General features: G+C 74.8%; 14 protein-coding genes. 8 read left to right on the forward strand and 6 right to left on the reverse strand.

The window, feature by feature from the left end; translation table 11 throughout:
- Nucleotide 1: 1 nt before the first annotated feature.
- The 3 genes from rplT to infC all read right to left on the reverse strand — a co-directional run bounded on the left by rplT (nucleotide 2) and on the right by infC (nucleotide 1,299).
- Nucleotides 2-385, reverse strand: coding sequence for a 50S ribosomal protein L20 (gene rplT / locus BM093_RS07855; RefSeq protein WP_093339528.1), 384 nt, complete (start codon nucleotides 383-385; stop codon nucleotides 2-4).
- 71 nt (nucleotides 386-456) lie between these two features.
- Entirely contained in the window at nucleotides 457-651 is a 195-nt protein-coding gene (rpmI, locus tag BM093_RS07860) for a 50S ribosomal protein L35 (RefSeq protein ID WP_093339532.1), read from the reverse strand.
- A 114-nt stretch (nucleotides 652-765) separates the two neighbouring features.
- Nucleotides 766-1,299 carry a translation initiation factor IF-3 gene (infC, locus tag BM093_RS07865; RefSeq protein WP_425439121.1) on the reverse strand — a complete coding sequence of 178 codons (534 nt, stop codon included), beginning with the start codon at nucleotides 1,297-1,299 and terminating at the stop codon, nucleotides 766-768.
- A gap of 407 nt (nucleotides 1,300-1,706) precedes the next feature.
- Here infC and BM093_RS07870 point away from each other — a divergent pair, with 407 nt between their 5' ends.
- A complete protein-coding gene (locus BM093_RS07870; RefSeq protein WP_177238326.1) occupies nucleotides 1,707-2,567 on the forward strand; it encodes a glycosyltransferase in 861 nt (286 codons plus the stop codon).
- Between the two features lie 34 nt (nucleotides 2,568-2,601).
- Here the strand turns inward: BM093_RS07870 and uvrA are convergent, their stop codons facing one another.
- Nucleotides 2,602-5,589, reverse strand: a complete 2,988-nt coding sequence (uvrA, locus tag BM093_RS07875) for an excinuclease ABC subunit UvrA (protein WP_177238344.1) — start codon at nucleotides 5,587-5,589, stop codon at nucleotides 2,602-2,604.
- 653 nt (nucleotides 5,590-6,242) lie between these two features.
- Between uvrA and BM093_RS07880 the strand changes: the two genes are divergently transcribed.
- Complete coding sequence (locus BM093_RS07880; protein WP_093339546.1) at nucleotides 6,243-6,917, forward strand: MBL fold metallo-hydrolase; 675 nt, start codon at nucleotides 6,243-6,245, stop codon at nucleotides 6,915-6,917.
- Nucleotides 6,918-7,385: 468 nt separating this feature from the next.
- On the opposite strand, the gene BM093_RS07885 is transcribed toward BM093_RS07880, so the two are convergent.
- Nucleotides 7,386-7,673 (reverse strand): hypothetical protein, encoded by a 288-nt coding sequence (locus tag BM093_RS07885; RefSeq protein ID WP_093339550.1) that lies wholly within the window; start codon nucleotides 7,671-7,673, stop codon nucleotides 7,386-7,388.
- Nucleotides 7,674-8,214: 541 nt separating this feature from the next.
- Between BM093_RS07885 and BM093_RS07890 the strand changes: the two genes are divergently transcribed.
- The 4 genes from BM093_RS07890 (at nucleotide 8,215) to BM093_RS07905 (ending at nucleotide 14,107) form a co-directional block, all read left to right on the forward strand.
- Entirely contained in the window at nucleotides 8,215-9,297 is a 1,083-nt protein-coding gene (locus BM093_RS07890) for a hypothetical protein (protein ID WP_143105295.1), read from the forward strand.
- 54 nt (nucleotides 9,298-9,351) lie between these two features.
- The gene (gene rnhA / locus BM093_RS07895; RefSeq protein ID WP_177238327.1) at nucleotides 9,352-9,852 is read left to right on the forward strand and encodes a ribonuclease HI; all 501 of its coding nucleotides are present in this window, start codon (nucleotides 9,352-9,354) and stop codon (nucleotides 9,850-9,852) included.
- A gap of 98 nt (nucleotides 9,853-9,950) precedes the next feature.
- Complete coding sequence (locus tag BM093_RS07900) at nucleotides 9,951-12,044, forward strand: prolyl oligopeptidase family serine peptidase (RefSeq protein WP_177238328.1); 2,094 nt, start codon at nucleotides 9,951-9,953, stop codon at nucleotides 12,042-12,044.
- A gap of 122 nt (nucleotides 12,045-12,166) precedes the next feature.
- Nucleotides 12,167-14,107, forward strand: a complete 1,941-nt coding sequence (locus BM093_RS07905; RefSeq protein ID WP_093339572.1) for a serine/threonine-protein kinase — start codon at nucleotides 12,167-12,169, stop codon at nucleotides 14,105-14,107.
- A gap of 25 nt (nucleotides 14,108-14,132) precedes the next feature.
- Here the strand turns inward: BM093_RS07905 and BM093_RS07910 are convergent, their stop codons facing one another.
- A complete protein-coding gene (locus BM093_RS07910; protein ID WP_177238329.1) occupies nucleotides 14,133-16,166 on the reverse strand; it encodes a serine/threonine-protein kinase in 2,034 nt (677 codons plus the stop codon).
- A 248-nt stretch (nucleotides 16,167-16,414) separates the two neighbouring features.
- On the opposite strand from BM093_RS07910, the gene BM093_RS07915 reads away from it, so the two are divergent.
- Both BM093_RS07915 and BM093_RS07920 read left to right on the forward strand, forming a co-directional pair.
- Nucleotides 16,415-16,636, forward strand: a complete 222-nt coding sequence (locus BM093_RS07915) for a rubredoxin (protein WP_093339582.1) — start codon at nucleotides 16,415-16,417, stop codon at nucleotides 16,634-16,636.
- 4 nt (nucleotides 16,637-16,640) lie between these two features.
- Nucleotides 16,641-17,408, forward strand: a complete 768-nt coding sequence (locus tag BM093_RS07920; protein WP_093339587.1) for a ribonucleotide-diphosphate reductase subunit beta — start codon at nucleotides 16,641-16,643, stop codon at nucleotides 17,406-17,408.
- The last annotated feature ends 732 nt before the right edge of the window (nucleotides 17,409-18,140 follow it).

The following is an 18,140-nucleotide window of genomic DNA, read 5'->3' on the forward strand; positions in this document are numbered from 1 at the left end:
CTCAGGCCGCGGAGCCCTGCTCGGAACCCGACGGCAGGTTCTCCTTCGCCACCGTGACCAGCGCGGTGAACGCGGCCGGGTCGCTGACCGCGATCTCGGCGAGGTTCTTGCGGTCGACCTCCACACCGGCGGCCTTGAGGCCCTGGATGAACCGGTTGTAGGTCATGTCGTTGGCGCGGGCCGCGGCGTTGATCCGGGTGATCCACAGCTGCCGGAAGTCGCCCTTGCGCTGGCGACGGTCCCGGTAGGCGTAGTTCATCGAGTGGAGCATCTGCTCCTTGGCCTTGCGGTACAGCCGGGAACGCTGCCCGCGGTAGCCGGCGGCCGACTCCAGCGTGGTGCGGCGCTTCTTCTGGGCGTTCACCGCGCGCTTCACGCGTGCCATGGTTCGTCTCCTGAGGTGGTTCGACGCCCGACGGGGGCTCGGGGCGCCGGAAGTTCGTTAGGGGCGGAAAGTCAGCGACCGAGCAGCTTCTTGACGCGCTTGACGTCCGGCTTGGCCACGTCGACCACGCCCGACAGGTCACGCTTCTCCTTGCGGGACTTGACCTCCAGCCGGTGGCGCAGCCCGGCCTGCTGGCGCATCAGCTTGCCGCTACCGGTGGTGCGGACCCGCTTCGCGGTCCCCTTGTGCGTCTTGTTCTTGGGCATGACGTATCCGTTCGGTGTCGGCCCCCGGCGGGCCGGGGGTCGTTTTCGGGTACTGCGGTGTTCTCCACCCACGTTCTCCACCCACCGGGAACCCCGGCGGGTGGAGCACGGGCGTCACGCCTCGGCGTCGGCCGGGGCGTCGGAGCTGGCGGCGGTCGCAGGCTTGCGGGCCGGCTTCTTCGTCGGCGCCAGGACCATCGTCATGTTGCGACCGTCCTGCTTGGGAGCGGCCTCCACGACGGCGATGTCCCCGATGTCCTCGGCCAGGCGCTGGAGCAGCCGGTACCCCAGCTCGGGCCGGGACTGCTCACGGCCACGGAACATGATCGTGACCTTGACCTTGTTGCCGCCCTCGAGGAAGCGACGGACGTGGCCGCGCTTCGTCTCGTAGTCGTGCTTGTCGATCTTCGGCCGGAGCTTCTGCTCCTTGATCACCGTGAGCTGCTGGTTACGCCGGGACTCCCGGGCCTTCTGCGCGCTCTCGTACTTGAACTTGCCGTAGTCCATGAGCTTGCAGACCGGCGGGCGGGCCTGGGCGGCGACCTCGACCAGGTCGAGGTCGGCGTCCTGGGCCAGCCGGAGGGCGTCCTCGATGCGCACGATCCCGACCTGCTCCCCGTTCGGGCCGACGAGGCGGACCTCGGGCACGCGGATGCGGTCGTTGATGCGGGGCTCTGTGCTGATGGGGTCTCCTGAGTGACTCGCTGTGTCGCTACTACCTGCTACCGGCGACGACAAGCGAAGACCCGTTGATCGGCCCGTGGCACGAACGCCGCCAGGCCGGACCATGAACCCGGACCGCTACGAGCACGGTGCGGGTGGGAGCGGGGCTCCACTTGACGCCCGGAACACACGTGTCAACGCGTTCCCGGGTGGTCGCATTCCCGACAATAGCAGCCCGCTCCGGGGACGGCCCGGCGGGCCCGGGTGCGCGACCGGCCGCACCACGCCTACCGCTGACCGTTGCGGCGGGCTATTGCACAGTGTCACGGTTCCGCGCGCAGCGCGGAACCGTGACCATACCGGCCGACGAACCGACCCGAGGAGAACCCGCGGTGCCGACCGACCCCAGCAGTCCCGCCGTCTCGGTGTGCATCCCCGTCCACCAGGGCGCGGCACACCTGGAACGGGCGCTGCGCAGCGTGCTGGACCAGGACGTCGACCTCGAGGTCGTGGTCCGGGACAACGGCAGCACCGACGGATCCTCGGACGTCGTCCGTGCGGTCGGGGACCCCCGCGTCCGGCTGGTCCGGGTCGAGGAGACCGTGCCGATGGCCGAGAACTGGGCCCGCACCGTGGACCTCGCCCGGGCGGACCTGGTGAAGATCGTGTGTGCGGACGACGCCGTCGCGCCGGGTGCGCTCGCCCGGCAGGTCGCGACCCTCACCGCCGACCCGTCCCTGGCGCTCGCCGTCGGCCGCACCGACATGATCGACGGGGGCGGCCGGGTCCTGTTCGCGAACCGGCACCTGCCCCGCACCCTGCTCGGGGCGCACCCGGCGGCCGAGGTGCTGCGGGCCGTCGTCCGGCACGGCGGCAACCCGATCGGGCCGCCCGCCGCGGTGACCTTCCGGCGCGAGCACTACGAGGCGGTCGGCGGTGTGGACGGAGCCCTGCTGTTCACGATGGACCTCGACCTGTGGGTCCGGTTGCTGCGCCACGGTGGCCTGCACGGCGGTTCCGCCACCGCCGCGTCGTTCCGGATCCACACCGGGTCGGCGTCGGCGGCGGCGACCCGCGCGGAGTTCGCCGTGCAGCGGGAGTTCACCCGCCGACTCATCCGGGACGCCGAACCGCTGATCCGGCGCCGGGACCGCGCGATAGGCGTGGTGGGCAGCTACACCGCGCTCGCCCGGCGCTACGGACTGTTCGTGCTCGGCGGCCTCCGCCGCCCGGATCCGGCCGAGCCCCGCTGACCGGTCCCCCGGCATCGAGCGGTGCCGGGTCCGCTCAGCCCTTGGTCGCCGCCTTCGCCCGGCGCCGGGTCGTCCCCTTCGCGGAACCGTTCGTCGCCGGCGTGGTGCTCGCCGCGGACCCCGACCGCCGGCGCCACGCCGGTGGGGTCGCGTCCGGGGTCACGAGATCCCGCAGGAACCGGCCGGTGTGGCTGTCGGGGTTCGCCGCGACCTGTTCCGGGGTGCCCTCGGCGACGACCGTGCCGCCGCCGGAGCCACCCTCCGGGCCCATGTCGATGATCCAGTCCGAGGTCTTGATGACGTCGAGGTTGTGCTCGATGACGATCACCGTGTTGCCCTTGTCCGCCAGCCCCTGGATCACCGCGAGCAGCTTGCGGATGTCCTCGAAGTGCAGTCCGGTCGTGGGCTCGTCGAGGATGTAGACGGTGCGGCCGTTGCTGCGCTTCTGCAGCTCGGACGCCAGCTTCACGCGCTGTGCCTCGCCGCCGGACAACGTCGGCGCGGGCTGCCCGAGCCGGACGTAACCGAGACCGACGTCGACCAGTGTCCGCAGGTAGCGGCTGATCGAGGTGATCGGGTCGAAGAACTCCGCGGCCTCCTCGATCGGCATGTCGAGGACGTCGGCGACCGTCTTGCCCTTGTAGTGCACCTCGAGCGTCTCGCGGTTGTACCGGGCGCCCTTGCAGACCTCGCACGGGACGTAGACGTCCGGCAGGAAGTTCATCTCGATCTTGATGGTGCCGTCGCCGGTGCAGGCCTCGCAGCGACCGCCCTTGACGTTGAACGAGAACCGGCCCTCGGCGTACCCGCGGACCTTCGCCTCGGTCGTCGCCGCGAACAGCTTCCGGATCTTGTCCCACACGCCGGTGTAGGTGGCCGGGTTGGAGCGCGGGGTACGCCCGATCGGCGACTGGTCGACCCGGACCAGCTTGTCGACCTGGTCCACCCCGGTGATCCGGGTGTGCCGGCCCGGGACCTGGCGCGCGCCGTTCACCCGGTTCGCCAGCACGGTCGCCAGGATGTCGTTGATCAGCGTGGACTTACCGGACCCGGACACTCCGGTGACCGAGACCAGCCCGCCCAGCGGGACGTCCACATCGATGCCGCGCAGGTTGTGCTCCCGCGCTCCGACGACGGTGAGCATGCGGTCGAGGTCGAGCTCGCGGCGCTCCGGCAGCGGGATCGACCGGCGCCCGGACAGGTAGGCCCCGGTCAGCGACGTGTCGTGCGACTCGAGGTCGGCGACCGGGCCGGAGTGGACGATGTGCCCGCCGTGCTCGCCGGCACCGGGCCCGATGTCGACCGCCCAGTCCGAGGAGCGGATCGTGTCCTCGTCGTGCTCGACGACGATCAACGTGTTCCCGAGTTCCTTGAGCCGGGTCAGCGTGTCGATGAGCCGGCGGTTGTCCCGCTGGTGCAGCCCGATCGAGGGCTCGTCGAGCACGTACAGCACGCCGACCAGGCCGGACCCGATCTGGGTGGCGAGCCGGATCCGCTGCGCCTCACCACCGGAGAGCGTTCCCGCGGCCCGGTCCAGGGAGAGGTAGTCCAGTCCGACGTCGAGCAGGAAGCCGAGCCGCGCCTGGATCTCCTTGAGCACCGCACCGGCGATCATGGCCTGACGGTCGTCGAGCACCATGCCGTTCAGGAAGCCCGAGCACTCCGCGACCGACATCGCCGAGACCTCGGCGATCGACCGCTCCCCCAGTGTCTCGTGCGGCAGGGTCACCGACAGCACCTCGGGCCGCAGCCGCGCCCCGCCGCACGCCGGGCACGGGATGTCGCGCATGTAGCCCTCGTAGCGCTCGCGCTGCGACTCGGACTCGGTCTGCTCGAGACGCCGCTCCAGGAACGGCATCACGCCCTCGAAGTTGGCGTAGTACGAGCGCTCCCGCCCGTACCGGTTGCGGTACCGGACGTGCACCTGGTCGTCGCTGCCGTTCAGCACCGCCTTCTGGGCGGCCGCGGGCAGCTTGCGCCACGGGGTGTCCATCCGGAAGCCGATCGCCTGCGACAGCCCGGTCAGCAGCCGCCCGAAGTACTCCGCGTTGTGCCCGGCCGACCAGGGGGCGATCGCACCGTCGGCCAGGGACTGGTCCGGGTCGGGGACGACGAGCTCGGGGTCGACCTCCTTCTTGATCCCGATGCCGGTGCAGGCCGGGCAGGCCCCGTAGGGCGAGTTGAAGGAGAACGTGCGCGGCTCGAGGTCGTCGACGGCCAGGGTGTGCCCGTTCGGGCAGGCCATCTTCTCGGAGAAGCGCCGCTCGCGACCCGGGTCGCCCTCCGGCAGGTCGACGAAGTCGAGCACGACGAGACCGTCGGCCAGCCGCAGCGCCGTCTCCACCGAGTCGGTGAGCCGCTGCTTGGCCGTCGCCTTGACCGCGAGCCGGTCCACGACCACCGAGATGTCGTGCTTCTCCTGCTTCTTCAGCTTCGGCGGATCGCTCAGCTGGTGCACCGTGCCGTCGACCAGGACACGGGAGTAGCCCTGGGACTGCAGCGTCGAGAACAGGTCGACGAACTCGCCCTTGCGGGTGCGGACGACCGGCGCGAGGACCTGGAACCGGCTGCCCTGCTCCATCTCCAGGACCTGGTCGACGACCTGCTGCGGGGTCTGCTTCTCGATCCGGAGCCCGCACTGCGGGCAGTGCGGGACGCCGGCCCGGGCGTAGAGCAGCCGCAGGTAGTCGTGGATCTCGGTGATCGTGCCGACGGTCGAGCGCGGGTTGCGGTTGGTCGACTTCTGGTCGATCGAGACGGCCGGGGACAGGCCCTCGATGAAGTCGACGTCGGGCTTGTCCATCTGGCCGAGGAACTGCCGCGCGTACGCCGAGAGCGACTCGACGTAGCGCCGCTGGCCCTCGGCGAAGATCGTGTCGAACGCCAGGCTCGACTTACCGGAGCCGGACAGCCCGGTGAATACGATCATGCTGTCGCGGGGCAGGTCGATGTCGACGCCCTGCAGGTTGTGCTCGCGCGCGCCGCGCACGACCAGCTTCGGACCACTCGGCACGGGCGCCACCCCCGGTGACGGCGGAGTGCCGGCGTCACGTCGGTCGGTGCTCTGGTCGCTCACGATGCGCGCCTCCTGGGACAGCGGGTCGTCGGGACGGGGTCCCCGTTCCGACGCCCTCGACGGTCGCGACATTCCGCGACCGGGCCGTGTCTTCTCGGTGCCTACTCAGTGTCTCGGTCTTGCACTCGGTGTCGTGTCCGTGTTGCCTGCGCCGTTGCCGGGTTGCCTGCGCCGGTGCCGTGCCGGTACTGCTCGACGGACGGCCGGCGACGGACACCTCCACGCCCGGTACCGATGCTAGGTCGACCCACCGACAGGAACTCGCGGAGCGGGTGTCTGCCCAGGTCTTCCTCGGTGGGCGCACCTCGGTGCGCGCCGGTCGGTCCCGTCGCCATGATACTCGTACGCATGTTCGAGCCGTGAGCGGGCCCGCCCGTGCGGGCGACGGCTCCCGCGCGGTGGGCCGTGCCCGGGAACGGCGTCCAGGCGTTCCCGGCTCCCCGGCCGCAGTGCCCCTCGGCCTCCCGGGCCGTGATCGCGCTCCCCGGCCGTCACCGGTGTCACCGGCCGCCCACCGGTCTCCGCGGCCGCCCATCGGTCTTGGCGGCCGCCCATCGGTCTTCACGGACACTGTCGGCCCCGGCCGCTACCCTCGCGCCGTGGACGTCCTGGAGAACTACACCGGTCACACCGACCCGGGCGGCGCGGCCATCCGCCGCGACCTCGAGAAGCTGAGCATCAGCAAGGTCTCGGTCGGCGAGATGGACAACAACGCCTACCTGCTCGTGTGCAAGGAGAGCAACGAGGCGCTGCTCGTCGACGCGGCGGCCGAGCCGACGCGGATCGCCGACCTCGTCGGCGCCACCAACGAGCGCCCGGACCTCCGGCACCTGGTCACGACCCACCGGCACCCCGACCACTGGCAGGCGCTCGGCGCGATCGCCGGCATGTTCGAGCCGCGACTGATCGCGCACCCGGAGGACGCGCCGGAGCTCCCCGCGCCGATGGACGAGCTCGTCGGCGGCGGCGACACGATCCGCTTCGGCGCCATCGAGCTCGAGGTGATCCACCTGCGCGGGCACACGCCCGGCTCCATCGCCCTGCTCTACCGGGGCGAGGACCGGCCGCACCTGTTCACCGGCGACAGCCTGTTCCCGGGCGGTCCGGGCAAGACCTGGTCGGCGGAGGACAACGCGCAGCTGATCACCGACCTCGAGGAGCGAGTCTTCGGCACGCTCCCCGACGACACCTGGTTCTACCCGGGCCACGGCGACGACTCGACGCTCGGGAACGAGCGGCCGAGCGTGCCGGAGTGGCGCTCGCGCGGCTGGTGAGCCCGGGCCCTCGGCCGGGCCGACCCCGGTCCGGCCGAGGCTCCCGGCGCCGATGTGTCCGGCACCGAGCGAGGTTCCGGGCCTGAGATCGCGCCACCGCGTTTCCGGCACCAGGTCTCCGATACCGGAGTTCCCGGCACCGGAGGTCCCGGCATCACGCGGTGGCAGTACGCCGGGCCGCGCACCCGGGGATCGAGCCTCCGCCCGCCCCGCGGCCACGTCGTCGGCGACCTCCTCGGTGCCGGCCGGATCGCCCGGCAGCTCCGCCGTCCGGGCCCGCTCGATGCCGCCCTCGATGGTCGAGCGGCAGCTCGGCCGGCCGGCGGACGACCGGCGTGCCGCCTGGTCGGTGAGCCCGAGCGCAGCGAGCGCCCCGGCGTGTAGCGGGGTGTGCAGCGGGGCGCCGGCCCCGGGCCGGTGTCGCAGCCCGAACGACCTGCACGCCGACCCGCCTCCGACCGATGCTGCTCAGCCCGACAGCTCCGGGCGCGCCTCGACACCCGCATCGGTGAAGAGCTCCCGCCAGCGATCGGTGGGCAACCGGGCCAGCGGCCGGTCCGCGAGTTCCCAGGCCGCCGGGACGACCGAGGCCAGCAGCTCCGGCTCGATCAGCCCGGCGTCGTCGAGCTCGGCGAGCAGCTGGGGTGCCCGGTGGCCGCCGACCCGGGCGACGGCGGCGTCCCACTCGGCCGGGGTCAGCGCACGATCCCGGTCGAGCAGCGCGTTCACCGTGATCTCGTAGAGGGCCTGGCTCATCCGGTCCAGGCTGCCACCCGGGTCCCGCCATTCGGCGACAGGCGGCCCGGCCGCGACGTGCGGACCCCACCGGCGGACTCCGTCGGGGCACGGGCCGCCGTTCGCCGTCGGACACGGACGGTCACCGTTGCAGGGTGACCGGCCGTCGCCACTACGCCGAACGGGCGCTGTGTGGACGAGGACTCCGACCTAGCGTGCCGGACCGATGAGCGCTCCCCACGCCGACGATGCTGACCACACCCGTCCCGGAGGCCGCCGCAACGGCCATCCCTCGGCGGGCATCCTGGACGGGCCGGTCGTCCCGTCGCCCCGGACGAGGCCGGGTCCGGCCACCGGGCCCGCACCCGGCGCCGAGGCGCCGGCGGACGGCACACCCCCGGCCTCGGACGGCACACCCGGAACCGCCGGCACCGGGGTGGACCGCACCGGGCCGGCCGGAGCCGGCGGGGCAAGCACGGCCGGGGCAAGCACGGACGGCGTGAGCACAGACGGCGTGAGTACAGACGGCGTGAGTACAGACGGCGTGAGTACAGACGGCGGCGTGAGCACGAGCGGCGGGAACGCCGCCGGCGCCGGGACTGCCGCCACCCCGGGCGTCGCCGGAGCGGGCGTCGCCGGAGCGGGCGTCGCCGGAGCGGGCGTCGCCGGAGCGGAGGCGGCACCCAGCGCCGCGGATCGTCGTCCGGACGCCCTGGCGACCGGCGTGACCGACCCGGGAACACCACGTCCAGGCACGCCCGTGATCCCCGGCCCCCGTCCGGCCACCACACCGGCCGGCTCGGCCACGGTCGCCGCGCCGGTGCCCCCAGGTGGCGGCATCGTCGCTCCGGCCGCGGGCGGCGGCGTCCACCCCGGAAACCCCGGCGCCCCCGGCAGCGCTACCCCCGTCGCTGCCGGACCGCCCGCGGCGACCGGGACCGGCGCAGCCATCGGCGCCGCCGGACCGCCCACCCCTCCGCTGCCGTGGCCCGCGATCACCGCGACCACCGGCACCCCCGTCCCCGCGGTGTACCCGCAGGAGCAGCCGGCCCCGCCGGTGTGGCGCAAGGCGCTCGACCTCGTCGATCCGGGCCGCGTCGCCGGCCTGTCCACCGCCGTACGCGGCACCGTCGGGCACCGGACGGCGGCGATCACCGTGGGCGCGACGCTCGCGCTCGCCGTCGGCGTGCTCGTCGCCGCCTACACCGGCACCGGCCAGGACCAGGACGCCCCGGAGTCCGCCGCGGCTCCGGCCCCGGCCGCGGTGCCCCCGGACCTGATCTCCGGTACGACCGCGGCGGACCCGGCCGCGTTCGGCGCCACGCCGTCGTTCACCTCGCCGTCCGGGAACATCGCCTGCCGGATCGACGGTGCCGCGGCCCGCTGCGACGTGGAGAACAAGCGCTGGGCCCCGACCGGCGCCGACGACTGCACCGACGCCGGGCTCGTGGTCGGTGGCACCGCCGGGTCCCGGGCGAGCTGCGCGGGCACCCCGGTACCCGACGACGGGGAGGAGCTCGGCTACGGCACGCACCTGACCCACGGGGACCTCACCTGTGTCAGCCGTCGTTCCGGTGTCGAGTGCCGGGACGGGCGGACCGGGCACGGATTCACGGCTGCGCGCGCCTCGTACCGGCTCTACTGAGTACCGCTCTCCTGCGTACCGGCTCTGCTGGCACCTCGGTTAGCGTCACCACCCGTGACGACGGTCGTGGAGATCTTCACCGACGGTGCGTGCGTACCGAACCCGGGCCCGGGTGGCTGGGGAGCGGTACTGCGGTACGGCGCACACGAGCGTGAGCTCTGCGGCGGCGAGCCGGGGACGACCACGAACAACCGCATGGAGCTGACGGCCCCGATCCGCGCGCTGGAGGCGTTGACCCGGCCCAGCGTCGTCCACCTGCACACCGACAGCACCTACGTCCGGAACGGGATCACCCGCTGGCTGCCGCGCTGGGAGCAGCGCGGCTGGCGGACCGCGGCCGGCGAACCGGTGAAGAACGACGACCTCTGGCGCGAGCTGGCCGAGGCCGTCCGGCGGCACGACGTCGAGTGGTTCTGGGTCCGGGGGCACGCCGGGCACCCGGAGAACGAGCGGGCCGACCGGCTCGCGGCGGCGGCGTGCGCCGAGGCCGGTGGTGCCGCAGCCGGATCGTCGCGTCCATGCTCCGGGCGCAGGAGGTCACGCTCCTCGGCCTGACGGGAGTCGGCGGTGGCCGGTCGCCGGTGGAGCCCGGTCGTCGTCGGGGTGGTCGGATAGCGTCCGGCACGACCCCGACCCCCCGGAGAGAACCCGCCGTGACCGACTCGTTCCCCCGCCTGCACGCCCGCACCCGCCGGTTCACCCTCGGCGTCCCGCGCGGTTTCACCGTCGCCCCGGACGGTTCCCGGGCGGTCTTCCTCCGCAGCCGTTCCGGGACGGACCCGGTGACCTGCCTGTGGTCGATCGACGCGGTGACCGGCGAGGAGCGCCTGCTGGTGGACCCGGCCGCCGTTCCGGGCCTGCCCGGCGAGGAGGACCTGCCGGCCGCGGAGCGCGCCCGTCGCGAGCGGGTACGGGAGCAGGCGGGCGGCGTCGTCGGGTACACGGTGGACGCCGCCGTGCAGCGGGCGGTGTTCGCCTTGTCCGGGCGGCCGTTCACCGCGGCGCTGGTCGGCGAACCGGACGTGCGACCGCTCGACGTCGGCGGGATCGAGGCCGTCGTCGACCCGCGGGTCGATCCCTCGGGCGCCCGGGTCGCGTTCGTCGCGGACCGCGCGCTGCACCTGCACGACCTGCGGACGGGCGCGACCACCCGGCTCGTGGGCGACACCGACGAGGACGTCTCCTACGGCCTGCCCGACTTCGCGGCGGCCGAGGAGATGGGCCGGACCCGCGGGTTCTGGTGGTCCCCCGACGGCGACGCGCTGCTCGTCGCCCGGGTGGACGAGTCCCCGGTCGAGCGCTGGCACATCGCCGACCCGGCGCATCCGGACCGGGTCCCCACCGCGGTGCGCTACCCGGCCGCGGGCACCGCCAACGCCGTCGTCGGGCTGGAGATCGTCACCGTCGACGGTGACCGCACCCCGGTGAGCTGGGACGGCACGACCTACGAGTACCTGGCCACCGCCGGGTGGGACGCACACGGACCGTTGATCTCGGTGCAGCCGCGCGACCAGCGCGAGGTGCGCACGCTCGCCGTCGACCCGGCGACCGGGGCGACGCGCACCCTGCACTCGCAGACCGACCCGGTGTGGGTCGAGAACGTGCCCGGCGTCCCGGCCCGGACGGCGGCGGGCGTGCTCGTGCGCGTGGCGGACTCCGGCGGGGCCCGCCGGCTCCTCGCCGGGGACACCGTGCTGACCGGTCCGGACCTGCAGGTGCGGGAGGTCCTCGGGATCGACGGCGAGACGGTCCTGTTCCGGGCCTCGGCGGAGCCGACCTCGGTCGCGCTGTACACGGTCGAGCCCGGTGCGGAGCCCGTACGGCTGTCCGCGGCGGAGGGTCTGCACTCCGGCGTCGCGGCGGGCGGCACGCTGGTCCGGGTCTCGCAGGATCTCGACACCGCGCCGCACGCCGTGCTCACCACCGCCGACACCCGGTACCCGGTCGCCGGGCACGCCGTCGAACCCGGCTTCTCCCCCGCCGTCACGCTGCACACGTTCGGCGAGCGGCAGCTGCGGACGGCGGTGTTCCTGCCGACCGGGCACGTGCCCGGGACGACGCTCCCGGTGGTGCTCGACCCGTACGGCGGCCCGCACTCGCAGCGCGTCGTGCAGTCGCACAACGCGCATCTGACCAGCCGATGGTTCGCCGACCAGGGGTTCGCGGTGCTGGTGACCGACGGCCGGGGGTCCCCCGGGCGCGGGCCGGAGTTCGAACGGGCGATCCACGGTGATCTCGCCGGGCCGGTGCTGGAGGATCAGATCGCGGCGCTGCACGCAGCGGCCGAGGAGTACCCGGACCTGGACCTGTCCCGGGTCGGGATCCGGGGCTGGTCGTTCGGCGGCTACCTGGCCGCGCTCGCGGTGCTGCGCCGGCCGGACGTCTTCCACGCCGCCGTCGCGGGTGCCCCCGTCACCGACTGGGCGCTCTACGACACCCACTACACCGAGCGCTACCTGGGCCTGCCCGGCGGCACCCCGTACACCCGCTCGTCCATCGTGGAGGATGCGGCGGTCCCGCCGACCGCGGACGCACCACACCGGCCGCTGATGATCGTGCACGGCCTGGCCGACGACAACGTCGTCGCCGCGCACACGTTGCGGTTGTCCTCGGCGTTGCTCGCCGCGGGCCGCCCGCACCGGGTGCTGCCGCTGTCCGGGGTCACGCACATGACGCCGCAGGAGGTCGTCGCGGAGAACCTGCTGCTGCTCCAGGTCGGGTTCCTGCACGAGGCCCTCGGCACCTGACACCCGAGCCGCCCGGGCTCGTGCCCCTGCATCGTGGAGCCCGGCGCGCGCGATCCGGCGGCGCCGCGGGGCCGACGAATTCTGTACCGAATGTCCCGGGATGGGGCACTAAGCTCCGGATCGTGGCGCAGCCTCCGGAGTCGCAGGATCCCCACACCGTCGGCCGGTACCGGATCATCGGAGTGCTCGGTGCCGGCGGGATGGGGCGGGTCCTGCTGGGCGAGGCGCCGGACGGGCGCCGCGCCGCGATCAAGCTGGTGCATCCCGAACTCGCCGGGACGGACGGGTTCCGGGCCCGGTTCCGGCGGGAGGTCGCGCTGGCCGCGCAGGCTCCCCCGGGATGGACGGCGGCGTTCCTCGACGCCGACCCGGACGCCGAGCAGCCCTGGCTGGCGACCACCTACCTGGACGCGCCGACCCTGCACGAGGAGATCGCGCGGGCCGGAACGCTGTCCCCGGACCGGGCGACGGACCTCGGCGTCGGGCTCGCGTCGGCGCTGGCCGCACTGCACGCGCGCGGGCTCGTCCACCGTGACCTCAAACCGTCGAACGTGCTGCTCACCGGCGGCGGGCCACGGCTGATCGACTTCGGGATCTCACGGGCCGTCGACGGGACCGCGCTCACCGCGACCGGGCAGGTGATCGGCACGCCGGAGTACCTGTCGCCCGAGCAGATCACCGGCACCCCGCCGACCGGGACGGCAGCGGACCTGTTCGCGCTGGGGTCGCTGCTGACGTTCGTCGTGACCGCGCGGACCCCGTTCGCGGGTGGGGCCGCGGCCGACGTCCTGTCCCGGGTGGTGCACGGCGAACCCGACCTCGGCCCGGAACTGGGGCGGCTGGGGCCGGTGGTGCGGGCGTTGCTGGCCAAGGACCCGGCCCGGCGCCCGGACGCCGAGCGGACCGCGGAACTCCTCGCGGGCGGGCCGGACGCGGGCGCCCACGGCAGCCGCCCGGGCGATCACGCCGGGCCGGGTTCGGGCAACCGCAGGGACGACGCGGCCGGAGCCGCCGGCGCGGTACACCCGAACGGCCCGGCACCACGGGAAGGCCACCCGGCGGGCCCGGAGCCGGTGACCCACCCCGCCGGCCCCGCAGTGCCGACCGGCCGCAGGGGCGACCCCGGCGCCGCGGCGGACCCGGGTGTCCCGGCCGGGCCGCATCCCGCAACGCGCGAGCACGGCCCGACCGAGTGGGACCCGGGGGCACCAGACGGACCGGACGGTCCCGGCAGCACCCGGCAGGAGACGCGGCCCTGGTGGACCGACAGCGGCGCGGGCGCCGGCCCCCGGGCGGGCGCGAATGCGGGCGGTCCCGGCACCGCCGGACACGAACCGGCCGCACCCACCGCAGCGCCGCGTGGCGCCAGCCCGGGCGGGTCGCCCCGCCCGGACGGCGACGGGACGCTCCCACCGCCGACCCTGCTCGGGGCGCCTCCCGGGACGGGCGAGCCGTGGCGGCGGCGCCGGTGGCCCCTGGTCGCCGGCGGTGTGGCGGTCGCGCTGGTCGTCGCACTCGTCGCCGGCCTGCTGCTGTCCGGTGGCGGGGAGCCCGACGGCGCCGTCGCCGGCCCGCCGGAGACCACGACCGCCGCGCCGCCCCCGACGACCACGGAGGCGGGACCCACCCCGACACCGACTGCGACGCCCGCCGCGACCGACCTGCTCGCGGGTGCCACGGAGGTGAACACCTCCGAGGACGTCCGTTACGTCGGTACCGACGGTGCGCTGCGGTTCCGCTCCCCCAGCGGCAACATCGCCTGCGTGCTGGAGGAGTTCGCGGCGCGCTGCGACGTGCTCGAACGGTCCTGGGAGGTTCCGCCGGTACCCGCGTCGTGCCGGCTCGCCTACGGCAGCGGTGCCGAACTGGCCGGCGCCGCGCCGGGGGCGCTGACCTGCGTCGGGGACACCGTCGCCGACCCGTCGCTGCCGGTGCTGGAGTTCGACCGGGCGTTGCGCAGCCGGGAGGTGACCTGCGTCAGCCGCCGCACCGGGGTGGAGTGCCGCAACACCACGACCGGGCACGGCATCGCGGTGGCGCGGGCGTCCTACCGCGTCTACTGACCGTGCGGGTGGACCTCGCCGCCGGTCACCGCACGATCCGCAGCGACCGGTCGGCGGCGATGTAGAGGGCACGGCCGTCGGGGGCGACGGCCACGTCGGCTGCGGCGCCTCCCACACCGGGGTCGATCCGGGCGACCGTGGCGAGGGTGGCGGCGTCGACGACGGTCACCGTGCCCGTGGTCGCGTCCAGCGCATAGACCGGGCCGCCGGCCGCCGGTCCCGCGCCCAGGCGGGCCACCTCCAGGTCGGGGCGCTCGGCGCGGACCGTGCCGTCCGGGCCGATCAGCCGGAGGCCGCCGACACCGTCGACGTTCCCGGCCCGGGCCACCAGCGCCGCCCCGTCCGGCCCGGCCAGGAGATCGACGACGTCCTCGGGGGCGGCCACACCGACCGTGGTCGCCGTCCAGGGCGGGCCCAGGGTCTCGATCCGGCCGCCGCCCGGGGCCGAGCCCGCGACGAGCACACCGTCGTCGGACGCCGCGACCGCCAGCGGACGCCCGGCCGGATCGGCGGTCCCGAGCGGCTGCAGGGTCGCCACGTCCAGCGCGACCACCCGGGAGGTGCGGGGATCGCTGACGACCACTGTGTCCTGCACGGCGGCGGGGTCCTGCACGGCGGCGGGGTCCTGCACGGCGGCGGGGTCCTGCACGGCGGCGGGGTCCCGGACGACCGCCACGTCCGGCGGGCGCACGATGTCGGCGCCCGCATCCCCCGCGCCGACGTCGGCGGTGCCAGCCACCGTCAGGGTCCGGGTGTCGACCGCGACGACCCGGACCGGGGTGGTGCCGAGCGCGGCGACGAGCCGGGACCCGTCCGCGGACAGGGCGAGCGCGGCCGGGAACCGGCCCACCTCGACACGGCCCACCGTCCGTCCGTCGGTGTCGAGCACGGTCACCGCGCCGCCCTCCGGATCGGCGACGTAGATCCGTCCGACCCCGGCGACGACCCGGCCGGCGGTGTGCGGCAACGCCACGACCGGACCGGTCCCCGACGGCGGCCCGACCGGCGTGGTCGCCGCCGGCCCGTTGCCGGGCGCCGTCGGATCGAGCCCCGGATCGAGGCCCGGTCCGGGCCCGGCGTCCGGACCCGGATCGGTACCACCGGCCGGCTGCCCGGAACCGGCCGCCACCCCCGTCCCCGGGCCCGGCGCGAGCCGTTCGACCAGCCAGGGGCCGAGCAGGACCGCGGCCGTGCCGAGCACCAGCGCGGCCAGGACCCCGACCGGCACCGCCCGTCGGCGGCCGCTGCGACGGACCCGGCCGGAGAGGGCCGCGGCGCTCGGACGGCGCCCGGGGTCGCGGCGCAGGCAGTCCGCCACGATCCCGCGCCACGGTTGCGGGGTCGCCCCCAGCTCCGGCTCGTCGTGCAGCAGCCGGTACAGCACCGCGGGCACGGAGTCCCCGGGGTAGGGCGGTGCACCGGTCGCGGCGAAGACGAGCACCGCACCGAACGCGTGGACGTCGGCGGCCGGGCCGGGCTCCGCGCTGCCCTCGGCCTGCTCCGGCGCCATGTAGGCGGGGGTGCCGAGGGTCGCCCCGGTCCGGGTCATCCGGGTGTCGCCGGAGGCGTGCGCGATCCCGAAGTCGACGACCATCGGCCCGCGCGGGGTGAGGACGACGTTGGCCGGTTTGAGGTCCCGGTGCGCCAGACCGGCCGCGTGCATCGCCGTCAGGGCACGCAGCAGGCCCGTCGCCAGCCGGGTGAGCTCCCGCCCGCGCAGCGGGCCGCCGTCGCGGACCCGTCGTTCCAGGGTGGGCCCGCTGAGCAGCGCGGTCGCGACCCACGGCGGATCGGCGTCCGGGTCGGCGTCGACGACCTGGGCGGTGAAGCGCGCCGGCATCCGCCGGGCCGTGTCCACCTCCCGCCGGAACCGTGTCCGGAAACCCGGATCGGCGGCCCGCTCGGCGCGGATCAGCTTCAGCGCGACCCGGCGGCCGCCGGCGTCGACGGCCTCGTACACCCGGCCGCTCGCGCCCGAGCCCAGCAACCGGCCGAGCCGGTACCCCCCGACGGTCGCCGGCGTCGGCACCCCCACCCCCGGGGGCACGGCGTCACTCATGGGGCGAGCCTGGCACGGGCCGTGCGCAGCGCGGATGCGTACCTCCACCGAACCGGTGCGACGGCAACCGGGCACGGCACGGTCTTGCGGCCCGGCCGCTGGTGTGGCTCCCTGGACAGGGGACGACCTTCCTACCCGTCCCCCGGTGACACCGGTGGTGTGCGGCAAGGGCGCCGCGGGAGGCACATGAGCAAGCTCGAGACCGCCACGGCGCTGCATGGGCGCAGCCGGACCGAGGCGGGTGCGGAATGAGTGTGGGCAGCGCGGCTCCGACCGTGCCGCAGGCACGGAGATGGTTCTGCGAGCCCTGCGGGTTCGTCTACGACCCCGCCGAGGGCGACCCGGACAGCGGCATCGAACCGGGAACCCCGTTCGAGGAGATTCCCGACGACTGGATGTGTCCCATCTGCGGCGCCACCAAGGCGGACTTCCGCGAGCTGGGGCCGGACGAGACCTTCCCGGGGATGTGACGCCATGACCATGATCGCCGGTTACGACCACTTCGTGCAGCTCGCCGAGACGCTGCAGTGGGACGAGACGGACATCGACTACACCGCCGACCGGGCAGCGTGGCCACGGCTGAGTGCCACCGAGCAGGCCACGGTCCGAGGACTGATCGCCGGCTTCTGCATCGCCGAGACCTCGGTGGCCGGCCAGCTCGGCTCCTACCAGGCCGCCGCGCGCGACGAGTCGATGGAGGCCACGTTCCGGGCCCAGGCCCGCGACGAGGCACGGCACGCCCGCTTCTTCGACCTCGTCGCCGCCGAGGTCCTCGGTGTGCCGGGGCCGAACCCCGCACAACGGCAGGACGTCCTGCGGGGCTCGGTGAGCACGGAGCTCGTCGACCTGTTCGAGCACCGGCTCCCGGCGACGGCCCGCCGGCTCGCCGACGACCACGCCGCCCTGACCGGGGCGGTCGGGCTCTACCACATGGTGATCGAGGGCGTGGTCCTCCTCGCCGGGCAGCAGGCCATGCTGGACACCCTCGACGGCCTGTCCGCCGATCTGCCCGGGCTGCGCAAGGGCATGGAGCTGGTCCTGCGCGACGAGCGCTGGCACATCGGGTTCGGGTCGCGGGTGGTCCAGAGTGCCGCGGTCGACAGGGAGGAGGCCGACGCCCTGCTGGAGCAGGGCGAGACCGCGGCCAAGGTGTGGGGGGACCTGATCTCCGCGGACGCGATCGAGACCGCGGTGCGGCAGCACCGGCGCCGGTTGAAGGCCGCGGGCATCAAGTTCTGGTGACACCACGAGATCGTCCGATCTGACGGCTCCCGGCGACCTGCGGCACCGGCGACCGGGGGCCGCCTGCCGGCCGTGATGCCGAGGCAGCGGCCTCGAGCCGGTGACGCGGTCGGCCGCGCCCCCCGGGACCCGGCGCGAGCCGGCCGGCGCGTGCGGGTCGTGATGTCGGGCCGCCGCCGGGTACGCGCGGCGTACCGCACCGGCTGCCCGGCGACCGACCGACCGTGGCGCGCGGATCAGCGTGGCCGTGACTGCTGGAGGCCACCGGACCGGCACACCACTCCGCACCGGGCGCCCGACCCTCGTCCGGCCGTGACGTGCGGGTCACCGTGGCCGTAACCGCCCGACCCCACTGGACCGGCACACCACTCCACACCGGCCGTCCGAGCCTCGACCGGCCGTGGTGCGCGGCTCACCGTGCCCCTGACCGCCCGACGGCCCCGGCCCCGGCCCCGGCACACCATCCCGCGCCGGCCGCCTGCCCCTCGACCGGCCGTGGTGCGCGGCTCACCGTGGCCGTGACCGCCTGACGTCCGTGGGCCGGCCACCGCTCTGCACCGGCGACCCGAGGCCCGACCGGCCGCGGCCGGGGCACGGCGGCCGGGGCCGGCCGTCGCACGCCGGGCCGGACGAGCCGCCTCGGTGATGACCGGCCGGCCCGGACACCGCCCCGGACCGCGGGACGCGCCGGACCGGGCGGTTCGCTCGAGCGCGCGCGTGGTGAACCTGCCG

The organism is Pseudonocardia ammonioxydans (genome assembly GCF_900115005.1).
Taxonomy (GTDB): domain Bacteria; phylum Actinomycetota; class Actinomycetes; order Mycobacteriales; family Pseudonocardiaceae; genus Pseudonocardia; species Pseudonocardia ammonioxydans.